Annotated in this window: 13 protein-coding genes and 2 riboswitches; of the genes, 5 read left to right on the forward strand and 8 right to left on the reverse strand. The window is 46.1% G+C overall.

Translation table 11 applies throughout. The features are described from left to right. The first annotated feature begins 99 nt into the window (after positions 1–99). Together RBB45_RS07575 and RBB45_RS07580 are read left to right on the forward strand one after the other, a co-directional pair. Positions 100–642 (forward strand): DUF3267 domain-containing protein, encoded by a 543-nt coding sequence (locus RBB45_RS07575; protein ID WP_224949931.1) that lies wholly within the window; start codon positions 100–102, stop codon positions 640–642. Positions 643–902: 260 nt separating this feature from the next. Further along, on the forward strand, positions 903–1,082 hold the full coding sequence (locus tag RBB45_RS07580; protein ID WP_009793914.1) for a hypothetical protein: 180 nt from the start codon (positions 903–905) through the stop codon (positions 1,080–1,082). A 153-nt stretch (positions 1,083–1,235) separates the two neighbouring features. Here RBB45_RS07580 and RBB45_RS07585 read toward each other — a convergent pair whose 3' ends face one another. Both RBB45_RS07585 and RBB45_RS07590 read right to left on the reverse strand, forming a co-directional pair. Next, complete coding sequence (locus RBB45_RS07585) at positions 1,236–1,325, reverse strand: YjcZ family sporulation protein (RefSeq protein ID WP_022543565.1); 90 nt, start codon at positions 1,323–1,325, stop codon at positions 1,236–1,238. A gap of 69 nt (positions 1,326–1,394) precedes the next feature. Next, positions 1,395–1,478: a YjcZ family sporulation protein gene (locus tag RBB45_RS07590; RefSeq protein ID WP_022543564.1), complete on the reverse strand. Its 84-nt coding sequence runs from the start codon at positions 1,476–1,478 to the stop codon at positions 1,395–1,397. A 303-nt stretch (positions 1,479–1,781) separates the two neighbouring features. Here RBB45_RS07590 and RBB45_RS07595 point away from each other — a divergent pair, with 303 nt between their 5' ends. After that, entirely contained in the window at positions 1,782–2,651 is an 870-nt protein-coding gene (locus tag RBB45_RS07595) for a peptidylprolyl isomerase (RefSeq protein ID WP_224949928.1), read from the forward strand. Positions 2,652–2,693: 42 nt separating this feature from the next. On the opposite strand, the gene RBB45_RS07600 is transcribed toward RBB45_RS07595, so the two are convergent. From RBB45_RS07600 to RBB45_RS07620, 5 genes are all read right to left on the reverse strand, one after another. After that, positions 2,694–2,879 (reverse strand): sporulation YhaL family protein, encoded by a 186-nt coding sequence (locus RBB45_RS07600; protein WP_009793916.1) that lies wholly within the window; start codon positions 2,877–2,879, stop codon positions 2,694–2,696. Positions 2,880–3,119: 240 nt separating this feature from the next. Next, positions 3,120–3,332, reverse strand: coding sequence for a hypothetical protein (locus RBB45_RS07605; RefSeq protein ID WP_009793917.1), 213 nt, complete (start codon positions 3,330–3,332; stop codon positions 3,120–3,122). Between the two features lie 211 nt (positions 3,333–3,543). Beyond that, positions 3,544–4,488, reverse strand: coding sequence for a 3'-5' exoribonuclease YhaM (gene yhaM, locus RBB45_RS07610; RefSeq protein ID WP_009793918.1), 945 nt, complete (start codon positions 4,486–4,488; stop codon positions 3,544–3,546). A 215-nt stretch (positions 4,489–4,703) separates the two neighbouring features. Further along, positions 4,704–7,709: an AAA family ATPase gene (locus tag RBB45_RS07615; RefSeq protein ID WP_129613582.1), complete on the reverse strand. Its 3,006-nt coding sequence runs from the start codon at positions 7,707–7,709 to the stop codon at positions 4,704–4,706. 29 nt (positions 7,710–7,738) lie between these two features. Continuing rightward, the gene (locus RBB45_RS07620) at positions 7,739–8,959 is read right to left on the reverse strand and encodes a metallophosphoesterase family protein (protein ID WP_009793922.1); all 1,221 of its coding nucleotides are present in this window, start codon (positions 8,957–8,959) and stop codon (positions 7,739–7,741) included. 141 nt (positions 8,960–9,100) lie between these two features. On the opposite strand from RBB45_RS07620, the gene RBB45_RS07625 reads away from it, so the two are divergent. Continuing rightward, positions 9,101–9,295: a hypothetical protein gene (locus RBB45_RS07625; RefSeq protein ID WP_009793923.1), complete on the forward strand. Its 195-nt coding sequence runs from the start codon at positions 9,101–9,103 to the stop codon at positions 9,293–9,295. 222 nt (positions 9,296–9,517) lie between these two features. Here RBB45_RS07625 and thiC read toward each other — a convergent pair whose 3' ends face one another. Continuing rightward, a complete protein-coding gene (gene thiC, locus RBB45_RS07630) occupies positions 9,518–11,281 on the reverse strand; it encodes a phosphomethylpyrimidine synthase ThiC (RefSeq protein WP_306009384.1) in 1,764 nt (587 codons plus the stop codon). 52 nt (positions 11,282–11,333) lie between these two features. Next, positions 11,334–11,434: riboswitch (TPP riboswitch) on the reverse strand. 218 nt (positions 11,435–11,652) lie between these two features. After that, positions 11,653–11,768: riboswitch (TPP riboswitch) on the reverse strand. Positions 11,769–11,947: 179 nt separating this feature from the next. Between thiC and RBB45_RS07635 the strand changes: the two genes are divergently transcribed. Continuing rightward, complete coding sequence (locus RBB45_RS07635; protein WP_009793928.1) at positions 11,948–12,580, forward strand: LysE family transporter; 633 nt, start codon at positions 11,948–11,950, stop codon at positions 12,578–12,580. The last annotated feature ends 72 nt before the right edge of the window (positions 12,581–12,652 follow it).

The following is a 12,652-nucleotide window of genomic DNA, read 5'->3' on the forward strand; positions in this document are numbered from 1 at the left end:
GTCGTTTTTTTATTATTGATTTTTTATTCTAATCATCGTAAAGTATCCCTTGTGAGTTTTTTAGAAAAACCGCATGAATACTCTTCGGAGGCTGATACGATGAACTGCTGGAAGACGATCAATTACACAAAAGACTATGGATCCCAGAGAATATTTATCCTGTCTTCCATTACCATGATCATAACGTTTATATTCCTATACGTGCCTGCATCTTATTATTTTGAGCAATCTTCTTTTTACGATAATTATTTCTTTGTTTTTATTGCCTGCTTTTGGCTGATATATCCCATTCATAAGCTGCTGCACTTCCTCCCTGTTGCCCATCTTGGAAAAAGGGTGCAAAAGAAGGTTTCATTCAGGCTCGGCATTCCGCTGATTCATGTCAGGGTGACTGAACCAATTTCAAAGACGGTATTCATCGTCGCTTTATTGGCCCCTTTTGTCATCATCAACGGAATTCTGCTTGCGGCCTGCTGGCACTTTCCTCATTATGTACATTATATTACCATGCTGCTCGCATATCATGCAGGACTTTGCTTCTCAGATATGCTCTGCATGAAAAATATATGCACTGCTCCGCAGCAGGCCTATATAGAAGAAAATGAAGAGGGAATCGAGATCCTGATCTACAGGGCGCATTAGACAGGCAGCTGCAGAGGCTGCCTCTTTAATTTCACGGAAGCATCCCCTCATTGCTGTTGATTTTGGGCTCATGCTTCGCGAAATAAAGCTTCACACGCATGAGCCCAAAATCAGCAAGGTACACTAACACAGCCTTCATATAAGCTGGCCCGGCTGAATATAATGAGCAGATCAGGCCGTCCTTATTACTATCTTTTTTGCCTTTTTTTTGTTATTGTATGTATCATATAAAAGTCTGTCATCAAGGAGGGAATAGTCAGATGATCTCCGTTTTTATCCTGTTTGCTATTTTCATATTGTTCTATATCAACAAGATGACGAATTCCCTTTGTCTGCAGAAGGAAATCCCTGAAGAGAAACAGCCAAAGGTGTTCAGGACCATCAATATCCTGATCACGATCCTTTTGGTATCCTCTTTCGTGGAGCTGCTGTTTGCATAATTCTACATATAGCTTTCATATGCTGCGAAGATTGCCAGGCGGGGGCATGCCCTGCAGATCAAGGATTTCAGCAAAATAAACAATGGTTAAAAGCGGTGAGGGATTCCCCCACCGCTTTTAATTTTATATTCTTGCTTAAACGAAGGCCTGCTATTACAGCCAGGAAGCCCCGATAATAATCAGGAGAATAAATAGGACTACAATCAACGCGAAACCTCCGCCGTAACCTGCTCCACCGGACATAATTAATCCCCCTTTCAATAATTGGACAGTGCATTGCTCACCGTAAATGCCTTAAGGACTAAGGCAGTCTTACAGCCAGGCTGCACCTACAATAATTAACAAGATGAACAGAACAACAATCAACGCGAAACCACCGCCATATGCGTATCCCACGGTAACACCTCCTTTAAGGCTGTTACTTCATGCTATTCAACGAACATTGGGGCCCATCAGGCTTATACCGGGAGTCCCCAAGATCTTGTTAATAGAAAGAAAGGGCTGATGTATTTTGATTTTTACTTTCCCTTTCTACTCCATATCTTATGTCCGGAGAGAAATATCCGGCATAGGCAAAACACCCATTTTTTGAAAGAATTTCTAAAAGGATTCAGATATTGTTTTTGCTCTAATTGGAATATGTGTTATAGTAATGGTTGTGTATTACAGCAAATTCAAAAAACTTTAGGAGTGTTCAACATGAAAAAATGGATGCTATCCCTTTCCATAGCTGCAGGGGTTATCGGTCTGAGTGCATGCAGCTCCAATGCAGAAGACAGCTCAGAAGTTGTAGTTGAAACAAAAGCAGGCGATATTACAAAGGACGAGCTATATAATGCAATGAAGGACAAGGTGGGCGAACAGGCCATCCAGGAGCTTGTTTATAAAAAGGTATTGTCTGAAAAGTATAAAGTTTCAGATGAAGAGCTTAATGAAAAAATCGATGAGCTTAAACAGCAGCTTGGCGCAAACTTTGAAATGGCATTGGCCCAGTATGGCTATGAAGATGAAGAAGATCTGAAGGAAACATTCAAGACCGGCCTTCTTCAGGAAAAGGCTGCCATCAAGGATGTAGAGGCAACTGAAAAAGAAGTGAAAGAATACTATGATAACTATAAGCCTGAAATCAAGGCCCGCCACATTCTTGTGGAAGATGAAAAAACGGCCAAGGAAGTAAAGAAAAAGCTTGATGAAGGTGCAAAATTTGAAGACCTGGCTACTGAATATTCACAAGATCCAGGCTCTGCAGCAAACGGAGGAGATCTTGGCTGGTTCGGTGCCGGCAAGATGGTGCCTGAGTTCGAAGAAGCAGCCTACGCACTGGATGTAAATGAAATAAGCGAGCCGGTTAAAACTGAGCATGGCTACCATATCATCCAGACTACCGAGAAAAAAGAAAAGAAATCCTTCGAGGAAATGAAGGAAAAAATGGAATACGAAGTAAAAGTGTCCAAGCTTGATGGTGAAAAAATCCAAGCGGCAATGGACCGTGAACTGAAAGATGCAAACGTGAAATTCAAGGATGAAGACCTTGAAGGCAGCCTGGATAATGAGGCAGCTGCACAATAATAATCCAGATGAAAAGGCAGATCCCATTGATCTGCCTTTTTTTCACGAAAGAGAACGTGAAGCTGATTTCCGCTCTTCCTTCTCCCTCTCGAGCCTTTTCATGTATATTTCACCTTCACTTTCTATTCCCTCCCTTTCTTCCCTGCGCTCTTCTTTCCCGGTCTTTACAGCCATTATGGCGCTTATGATAATCCCTGCTGCAACCAGGTATACCCAAATTGGAATCATTGCTTTATTGTCTCCTTTCCATGAAGGGCTGTCCCATCTTTTCTTTGTAGCTTATGTATATGGCTGTCAGAATTAAAATATGCTTAAATAAAATCCTATTTGCAGGTTTAACCTTTCCCCTTAAGGGTATATAAATACGAAGCTGCTTTTTATACAAAAAAACAGCTGACCGTCATATTTGAGGTTCAGCTGCTTAACTGTATACTAATAAAGTGTCCATAATTCAATCCGCCTGCAGTTTTATAGTTGGGATTCAATGTCCCCGATCATTTCATCAATGGTTTCAGAAACTTCTGTTGTTTTCCTCGCAATGGAAATGCTGAATTCCAATAATTCCTTGTAATTTTTCACTGGAATGTTTGAGTTCGTTTTTTCATATTCATTAAGCTGCAGTCCAATATTCTGCAAAATATACAAAGCCTCTTCCATTGATCCTCTTTCAGCTTTAAACATTCACATTTCCCCCTTTATCTATAATGGTTATATTATGGATTATTTGGTTCAATAATGACATGGTAATAATTTCTAAAAAAATGATTTATTTTTTCCGGACTTTCCAATTGCCGGCATGACAGGATTTCCGGACTCCGCCTATTTTTTTGGTAAATTGCACCACAATCAAAATACCCCGGCCATTTTGGCACGGGGTATTTTACTGCAGATATCATTTATGGAATACCGGCTTATAGAAGGCACGGTTATCAAGTGCAAATACACGTTCTGTATATTCTCCCGGCTTCACTCTCTCCAAGGCCCTGTCCATCATATTCATCTTTGCATCCAGATTATCTATATAATGGAGGATTTCCGCCTCTTTGATCAGCGGCGGCTTCGGGCTGCCCCATTCTGCTTTGCCATGATGGGAAAGGACCAGATGCTGGAGCACAAGCACCTCTTCACCTGAGATACCCAGTTCATCTGCAGCCTTGCCGATTTCAGTCACCATGATCGTAATATGGCCTAGCAGATTTCCTTCCACCGTATAAGAAGTCGAAATCGGCCCGGAAAGCTCAATTACCTTTCCAAGATCATGGAGAATAACCCCGGCATACAAAAGATCCTTATCAAGGCTTGGATAAAGGCCTGAAATCGCCTTGGCCAGATCCAGCATGCTCACGACATGGTAAGCCAGTCCGGAAACAAATTCATGATGGTTCTTTGTTGCTGCCGGATAATGAAGGAATGCCTCATTATGCTTTTTGATCAGATGCCTTGTGATACGCTGGATATTCGGATTCTTCATCTCGAATATATACTGTGTAATTTTGCTGGTCATTTCATCTGTGCCGATCGGTGCTGTCTCCAGGAAGTCTGCCAGTTTGACAGAATCAGATGGTGAGGCCGTCCGGATCTGGCGGATCCGCAATTGGCTCCGGCCCCGGTAATTCTGGATATCGCCTGCAACTTTAACAATCGTTTCAGGAGAGTAGCTTTTAACATCTTCTTCAGAAGCATCCCAGAGCTTTGCTTCTATATCGCCGCTCTGATCCTGGAAGACGAGCGATAAGAATGGTTTGCCATTGCTGGCAATTCCTTTCGTCGAGCTTTTAATCAGCATGAACAGCTCTGCCTGCTCTCCAACCTCGTAATTCATAATCCCCTTATTCATAGGTCTACCGACGCTCCCTTCTATGAAAATATTATAACATACCAGGCATTCAGTATAGCAGGCTGAACGATTCGTCTCCCCTGGCAATTTATGAGCAGGGGCAATCCCTCTCCGGATTTTATGCAGCATCCGCTGTCCAGAATTGGAACACAGCAAAAAGCCCCTTGCGTGCAAGGGACTGATGCCGATGTGACTGATAAGAAGAGAGCCTGATTTCAATTATCAGCGAGCTGTACTTTCCTGCCCTGAAGGTCTGCCGCCTCATCTGGATGAAAGTGTTCAAGCAGATGCCTTTGGCAGGTAAAAAACAATATCTGATGGCCCCTCAGACCCCTCAGGAGCTCAATCATCCTCCTGGTTCTTACATGATCGAAATTGACGAAGCTGTCATCGATGATGATAGGGAATGAGTATCTTTTATAGATGGCTGCCGCCAAGGCCAGCCTGATGGAAACATACACCTGCTCAGCCGTTGCCTGGCTGAGTTCATTGGCTTCGAAAAGGGTGCCATCGCCTTTCTCCACGAGAAGTCCTGCCCCCTCTTCTTTTGGAGTGATGCGGACATAGTGCCCGCCTGTCAGTACGGAAAGAAATTCTTCCGCCTTTCCCAGCATCTCCGGCATATATTCTTGCTTGTACGCTTCAGCGGTATTCTCAAGGAGCTTTCTGGCCAATGCATATTTGGCCCACTTTCTCGCCCCTTCATTGAACTCGCTCTTTGCAAGGGAAAATCTATGCAGCAGGTCGCTGTATAAGCCGCCTTCCTCGATCATGGCAATTTCATGGTTCAGCGATGCCACTTTATCCTGAAGCTGAGGGAGTTCTTTTTTGATATCGTCCAGGGTTTCTCTGCAGCGTGCAATTTCCGCTTCAGGAGCAGGAATGGCAGAGAACTCAACCCTTTCCTTTTCCGTTAAGGAAGAAAGCTTCAGCTGCCTGTCCAGATGCCTGATTTCTTCCTGCAGCTCTTCCTGCTTTACTGCATGAATCCCTTTTTCAATGAAATCCCCCTCTGTGCCTGCCTCAGCAGTCAAGAACAGCTTTTCTTTTTCTTCACTGATGTAAGCCAGCTCTCGAACACATTGCTCTTTCTCTTCTTTCAGCTCCTGTATGGCTGCTTCCTTTGATTTAAGCTCATTCCATTTGCCCTGAGCCTCCAGCAGCCGTTTTTTCAAAGTAAAGGCTGTCTCCTGCACACTGCCTCCTGCTTCTTCTAGGATGAGCTCTGCAAGCCTATTGGCGAGTCCAGCAATTTCAGCAGCAGCTTTCTCAGCAGCAGCTGCCTCCGCTTTTTCATGGCGGAGCTCACGCCTGACCGATTTCAGCTTTTCCAGCAGCATGAAAGCATCATGGACATGGGACTGTGCCAAGGAAGCAGGAATGAACAGCTGCCTGCCGAGTTCTGCAAGAAGGCTGTCTGCAAGGGCGGATTCTTCCTCCCATATTTCAAAAGCAGCAATGACTTTATCATATTGCTCATTCTGCTGCTGCAGCCTGACATTCAGCTGCAGCTGGCGTTCCCTAAGCTGCCTGTCCTTTTCAATCCGCTCTTTCAGGTAAAACGCCCCTTCCGCCTGCGGACTTTTTATGCGTTCATCCAGTTCTTCCATGCTTTTCTCAATGGAAATAAGCTCTTCCTTTAGAAATCTCGATGGGCTGTTGTCTTCTTTTTTCAATAAAAGCCAGGCAATAAAAGCAAATCCTGGTATAGCTGCAAGCATAAACTCCCATTGGCTATCTGCCAGGCCCCAGGCAATCAGCCCGGCACAGATGAGCGCAACCATCAGCGCCTGAATCTTTACTGCTGCACGCTGTTTTTGCTGCGATGCTTTGTCATGCCGGATTGCATTCTTCAGGAAGGCTGACCTTCCCTCAAGGTCTTCCCTTTTTCTCAGAAGACTCTCGGGATCAGATTCCCCCGCGAGCCGGCGGCGGATTTCTCCCAGCTCTTCATCGGGCAGGAGAGCGGCATTCACCTGATTTAATTCCTCTTCCAAGCTGACCAGCCTGTCCTTTTCTTCCGAGAAGCGTTCATCAAGCTCCGCACGCTTTTCTGCAAGCCTCTGCTTTTTGCGCTGTGCCTCAGCAGTTTTTTCCTGCATGAAGATGCTTGTATCTGCCTGTTCCAGCTCTTCATCTGACAAGCGCAGATGAAGCCTGTCCTTCAATTGATCCGACTCTTCCTCCAGCTTCCTGATTTTATAGGAAGCCTGCTTAGCCTGCTGGACAAGCTGTCCGTATGCAGGCATCTTTTCGTGAAGTGACAGGATCTCTTTTTCATGATCAAGGACCAGCTGATCCGGGCTGATCTTCCCTGCCTCTTCCCTAAGGGCAGCAAGCCTGGCTGAAAGGCTCGCATCCCTTCCCTTCAGCGGGATTTCATTTTGGTTCAGCTGCTCCAGTTTCTCCAGCCCTCCCGGAGGAAAACGCCCCCCTGTACCGGCTTCTGCTTCCTGCCTTAAAAGCTGCACCTTTTTATGGACCGGGCCCATACGCATCCACTCTTCCAGCTGATAGAGCCGGACCCCTAATGCATCTGCTTCATTGCGCAGGCTTTCAATCCTCGCGGCAGCAGCCTTCCGCTCAGCCGCCATGGCCCAATATTGTCCGTTTTTCTGTTCTGCTTTTTTAAGATCAGCATGCAGCTGCTTCAGTTTTTTCAGCTGGTCATTCAAAACAGGGATTTTCCCGCCCGGCCTAAAAAGCCCTTCCATTTCTTTCTGTATTTTGTTTTCTGCAGCTGCCAGACGATCAGACCCTATAGCACCGGCGGAAAAAAGGAATTTGCTCAGCTCTTCATTTTTCATGGAGTGGACATTCTGCAGCCCATGGAGATTGAATGAAAAAATGGCCTGGAAAAGCGTTTTATCTACATGTGAAAGGAGTTCGCCAAGGAGCTCTTCCCCTCCTCGTTCCCCAGTCTCCATCACCACACTTACATCTCCTGCTGATTTTCCTTTTACCCGCTCGATGACTGCTTTTCCCCTTCCAGGGAAGGAAGCTGTGATCCTGCCTCCGTATTTCGCCCCAAATTTCGGTTCATATCTGAGCTCAGCCTGCTGCCTGGAGGGAAAGCCAAACAGGATGCTGTGTATAAAAGACATGATGGTAGATTTGCCTGCTTCATTTTCGCCAAAGAAGACCTGGAAATCTCCAATGCCGGAATAGACAGCATCTTCAAGTTTGCCGTAGCCGTATATATGGATTTCAAGTATTTTCATAGAGCTGTTCCCCTTCCCTGCGCTGCCTTTCAGTCATTTTTGTAAAGGAGCCCCAGCAGCATCTCTTCCGCTTCTTTTAAAAGCACTGCCTTTTCCCCCTCCTCCATACTTTCTGCATACCTTCTTGCCAGCGGGTGGCTGTAAAGGCTTCCCAAGCTTTCTTCAAAATCTTCAAACCCGTCCGCAGCAGCAAACAGCCCGCTGAAAAAATCTGCTTTTTCCCTCAGCTGATTTCTGTCCCAGCTCTGCTGCTCTTCGGCTATAACTGCGCTCACCCATACAAATGGCATATTCCCTACCTCTTCCTCTTGAAGGAGTGAGAGCAGTTCACCCCCGGCCACAGCATTCATATCCTGCGGACTGAGTGATGCCCCCTCCAGGAAAAGTTCAAGAATGACACCGCCATTCTTCCGCTCTTCTTCAACAGCTTGAAGGCACCTGCTGTAGACCTCATCAAATGCTGATAGTCCGCTGATATCGACTGTTCTCTGCTCCCAGCGGAAGCTGTGGCATTGAAGAAATTCAAAATCTGCCCCTGCTTCATTCAGTGTGACATGGTAGCAGCCTTTCGCCCCGCTTTCCTTCCGGCTGCGCCCCTGAGTATTTCCCGGATAGATGACCGGCGGCTCAGCATTCAGAACCATTCTTTTATGGATATGGCCCAGAGCCCAGTAGTCGTATTCCTTATCCAGCAGCTCTTTTAAAATAAACGGGGCATAGCGGCCATGGCCGGTCTCCCCTTCAAGGCTGCCATGCAGGATGCCGATATGGAAGTCCGACATTCCCCGAACCGGATACTGGCTGATCATCCTCTCGGAAACATGCCTCCTCGGGTAGCTGAAGCCATGCAGGCTGACCGTTGTCCCATTTGGTGCTGTATAGCTTTCCTCACTTGGCTGGTGAGGGAAAATATGTACATTGTCCGGCAGACTGATGTGGGACCAGGTGCCCTCAAAATGGTCATGATTTCCATGGACTGCGTAAACAGGTATATTCTTTTCCGCAAGGCGGTTCATTTCCTTTCGCAGCCTTGCCTGTGCCTTTATGCTCCTGTCTTCACCGTCAAACAGATCTCCTGCCAGAATGACAAAGTCCACCTTCCTTGCAAGGGCAGCATCCACTATATTTTTCAGAGCGGCAAATGTGCTTTCTTTAATTTTATCGAATAAATCATCCTGCAGGCTGGAAAGCCCGAGCATAGGGCTGTCCAGATGCAGGTCTGCTGCATGAATAAATGTAATTTCCTTCATAATGTTCCCTTTCAGCGCTTTTCTCCTATTTTATCACCTGGAAAAAGCGAATGCACGTTCCTCTACAAAAAGTTATCAGGCTTTGAACCTTTTGCATCTTCGGAGAGTATAAGAAGCAAATAACATTAGGAGTGATTACCCTTGTATAAAAATCCTCAATCGGCACTTATTAGACTCAAATATATTTCTGCTGGCCTGTTTCTTTTGTTCATCATCATTTCGGCTCTGACAGGAAGCTGGAAGTTCACGGCTGCTGCTGCATGGAGCATCGGCATTGTTTATCTGCCTACTTACGGCAGCATACAAAGGCAAATGGAAAAACAGTCCAGCGAATAGACAAAGGCCTGCCGGGATATCCTGGCAAGCCTTTGTCTTATTCAATAGTGGACCGATTCGCTCTTGCGGCATTTTGTGCAGGTCCTGTATCCATCTGCCTCATAATAGATATGGGAGCAGCTTCTCTGTATCTCTGAAATTTGCTTTTCCAGCCCCCGGATCTTTTGCTGCATATTGAGGATCTGCTCTTCCATTTTCCAAACTTCAGTATTTCTTCTATGTTCAATAGATGGATGAGCCACGGCTGGCAAACTCCCCGGCTTTTTGCTCCATTGTATCCTCAATTGCCTCTGAAACGGTTTTCCCCTGACCTTTGGCCATCTGGCGGATATCCTTGGAAATGCGCATAGAACAAAATTTAGGGCCGCACATAGAACAGAAATGGGCGGTTTTTGCCCCCTCGGCCGGCAGGGTTTCATCATGGTATGCCCGCGCCCGTTCAGGATCCAGGGATAAATTGAACTGGTCGTTCCACCTGAAATCGAACCTGGCCTTTGACAATGCATCGTCCCGAACCTGGGCACCGGGATGGTCTTTGGCTAGATCTGCGGCATGAGCTGCAATTTTATAAGCAATCACCCCTTCCCTGACATCGTTTTTATCCGGAAGCCCAAGATGCTCCTTTGGCGTTACATAGCAAAGCATACTAGTGCCAAACCATCCGATCATCGCTGCTCCTATTGCGGATGTAATATGATCATATCCCGGGGCTATATCTGTCGTCAGTGGGCCAAGCGTATAAAATGGCGCCTCCTTGCAAATTTCCATCTGCTTATCTACATTTTCTTTGATCTTATGCATCGGAACATGCCCCGGCCCCTCGATCATCACCTGGACATCATGCTTCCAGGCTATTTCAGTTAACTCTCCGAGCGTTTCTAGCTCCGCAAATTGAGCCTCATCATTCGCATCTGCTATAGAACCCGGACGCAGCCCATCTCCGAGAGAGATGGAAATATCGTAAGCTTTTAAAATTTCACAGATTTCCTCAAAATGCGTATACAGGAAATTCTCTTTATGATGCTGGAGGCACCATTGGGCCATGATCGACCCTCCCCTGGATACAATACCTGTCGTCCTTTCGGCAGTCAACTGAATATAGCGGAGCAGCACCCCTGCATGGATTGTAAAATAATCCACTCCCTGTTCAGCCTGCTCTATCAAGGTATCCCTGTATATGTCCCAGGTCAGATCCCCGGCAATCCCCTTCACCTTTTCAAGTGCCTGATAAATCGGTACAGTCCCAACAGGAACTGGAGAATTGCGGATGACCCATTCACGGGTTTCATGGATGTTCTTCCCGGTCGAAAGATCCATAATCGTATCTGCCCCCCAGTGCACTGCCCAGGTCATTTTTTCCACTTCTTCCGCGATGGAGGAAGAAACAGCCGAATTGCCGATATTCGCATTGACCTTCACATGAAAATGGCGACCGATGATCATCGGTTCCGCCTCCGGGTGATTGATATTGGCAGGAATGATCGCCCTTCCGCTTGCCACCTCGCTCCTGACGAATTCAGGATCCAGATTTTCCCTGATGGCGATGAACTCCATTTCAGGTGTAATGACCCCTTTCCGGGCATAATGCAGCTGAGTCACATTCCTGCCCTCTTTTGCCTTGAGAGGGAAGGGGGCTTTATTCGGGAAAATGTCTGCATAAGAAACTTCGGTCCCGGCCCGAAGCCCGTTATCCTCCGGCTTCTGCACTCTGCCTTGATAAGCTTCCGCATCCTTCCGCTCCTCAATCCAGCCTTCCCTTACCCGGGGCAAACCTTTCGTTATATCTATCTCAAAATCAGGATCAGAATAAGGGCCGCTCGTGTCATATACACAAACAGGCGGATTGTCCTCTGTTCCAATAGCAGTCCTCGAGCTTTCCTGGATTATTTCCCTGACCGGGACCTTTATATCGTCCCTGATGCCGTTTACATATACTTTCCGGCTTCCTGAAAAAAACAGTCTATTCATTTGATATAAATCTTTCATACTTCTTCCTCCTCCATCTTTGTGCCTCAGGGCAGTTTTTTACGGAGGAAGCAGGCCATGCCGGCTGCTTCCCTACGCTGACATTAATCAGATCAGGTTCCAAGGGTTTAGGATTTTCCTTTCTCAGCCTGTAAAGCTCCCCCAGCAGTGAATAAAATCTAATAGAAACTTTCTTGCATTTTTCAAAATAAAAACATCAAGTTATCTGCACACTATTTTTTCATGCGTTTATTTTTTCACAGCAAAAACCCCCCTTGCATATTGCACCGGGGGCATGCCAGGCCAAAAAATGGCATACAGCTGCCGCATCTTTCTTCTGCAGAAGCTAAAAAGCGGACTCCTGCAAAAGGAGTCCGCGTATGTATGACAAATAAAAGCCATCTACACTTCCCTCCGCTGGTACGAACCAGATCAGGTATAAAAGGGTCAAAGACTAAAAACGGGTCTTACTCTCAGCCGGCCTCTACCGGCACCCCCAGTGCCAAAATATGCTATTTTCATAAGCTACTATACCATATGCCGACCAGGAAGAGAACAGACTAATTTCATATTATTCCAAAAACACAAAGCTGGAGATTTTAAGATTTGCGGTCCTACCCTCTGTGTTTGCTGCATAAAATTGTACAAGTCCTTCCGGGCTAATCCTTGAATAGGCGAGTGATATCATTGAGCATTGGAATATACATCAGCTATATCGTTTTAGGACTTTCACTGGCGGCGCCGATCGGCCCTGTCAATGCTGTCAGGCTGGAAAAGGGGCTGAAAAACGGATTTTGGCACGCATGGATTGTCGGCGCGGGATCGATGATCGCTGACGGGGTTTATATGCTGATCGTCTATCTCGGACTCGTGCAATTCCTTGACTCCCCTATGATTCAAACCTTCCTGTGGCTGTTCGGCGGTTTTATTCTTCTTTATTCCGGAATCGAAGGCATGATGAATGCCAATAAAATATCTGTCACTTACATACGGAGCAAAGAATCGCTGTTCAAATGCTTTTTCACCGGATTCATCATGTCGGTTTCAAGCCCGCTGTCGATTTTGTTTTGGCTGGGGATTTACGGATCGGTTTTGGCCAAAACGGCGTCCTCCTTTGGGACAGGCCAGCTTCTTGTCTACAGCCTCATGATTTTTATCGGACTGGGCCTTTGGGACATTTTTGTGGCAGGCCTGACGAGCGGATTCAGGCGGTTCCTGACCTCAAAAGCGATCATCATCATCAGCATGCTTTCCGGACTGTCGCTTATTCTTTTCGGAATCTATTTTGGATATCAGGGGATTGCTTCTTTGTTTGGATAAAAAAACAGACAAACCTGATATAAATCGGGTTTGTCTGCAGTCATTATTTTTTAGAACATTGGAACAGCGGCA

The sequence above is a fragment of the Bacillus sp. MMSF_3328 genome (assembly GCF_030733525.1).
Taxonomy (GTDB): domain Bacteria; phylum Bacillota; class Bacilli; order Bacillales; family Cytobacillaceae; genus Bacillus_AB; species Bacillus_AB infantis.

What these genes read in the sequence shown, in the direction of transcription:
- RBB45_RS07620 (WP_009793922.1), bottom strand. Translation starts at nt 8,959, where the DNA reads ATGAAGGAAATTACATTTATTCATGCAGCAGACCTGCATCTGGACAGC.
- RBB45_RS07615 (WP_129613582.1), bottom strand. Translation starts at nt 7,709, where the DNA reads ATGAAAATACTTGAAATCCATATATACGGCTACGGCAAACTTGAAGAT.
- RBB45_RS07600 (WP_009793916.1), bottom strand. Translation starts at nt 2,879, where the DNA reads ATGATTCCAATTTGGGTATACCTGGTTGCAGCAGGGATTATCATAAGC.
- thiC (WP_306009384.1), bottom strand. Translation starts at nt 11,281, where the DNA reads ATGAAAGATTTATATCAAATGAATAGACTGTTTTTTTCAGGAAGCCGG.
- RBB45_RS07575 (WP_224949931.1), top strand. Translation starts at nt 100, where the DNA reads ATGAACTGCTGGAAGACGATCAATTACACAAAAGACTATGGATCCCAG.
- RBB45_RS07585 (WP_022543565.1), bottom strand. Translation starts at nt 1,325, where the DNA reads ATGTCCGGTGGAGCAGGTTACGGCGGAGGTTTCGCGTTGATTGTAGTC.
- RBB45_RS07595 (WP_224949928.1), top strand. Translation starts at nt 1,782, where the DNA reads ATGAAAAAATGGATGCTATCCCTTTCCATAGCTGCAGGGGTTATCGGT.
- yhaM (WP_009793918.1), bottom strand. Translation starts at nt 4,488, where the DNA reads ATGAATAAGGGGATTATGAATTACGAGGTTGGAGAGCAGGCAGAGCTG.
- RBB45_RS07605 (WP_009793917.1), bottom strand. Translation starts at nt 3,332, where the DNA reads ATGTTTAAAGCTGAAAGAGGATCAATGGAAGAGGCTTTGTATATTTTG.
- RBB45_RS07580 (WP_009793914.1), top strand. Translation starts at nt 903, where the DNA reads ATGATCTCCGTTTTTATCCTGTTTGCTATTTTCATATTGTTCTATATC.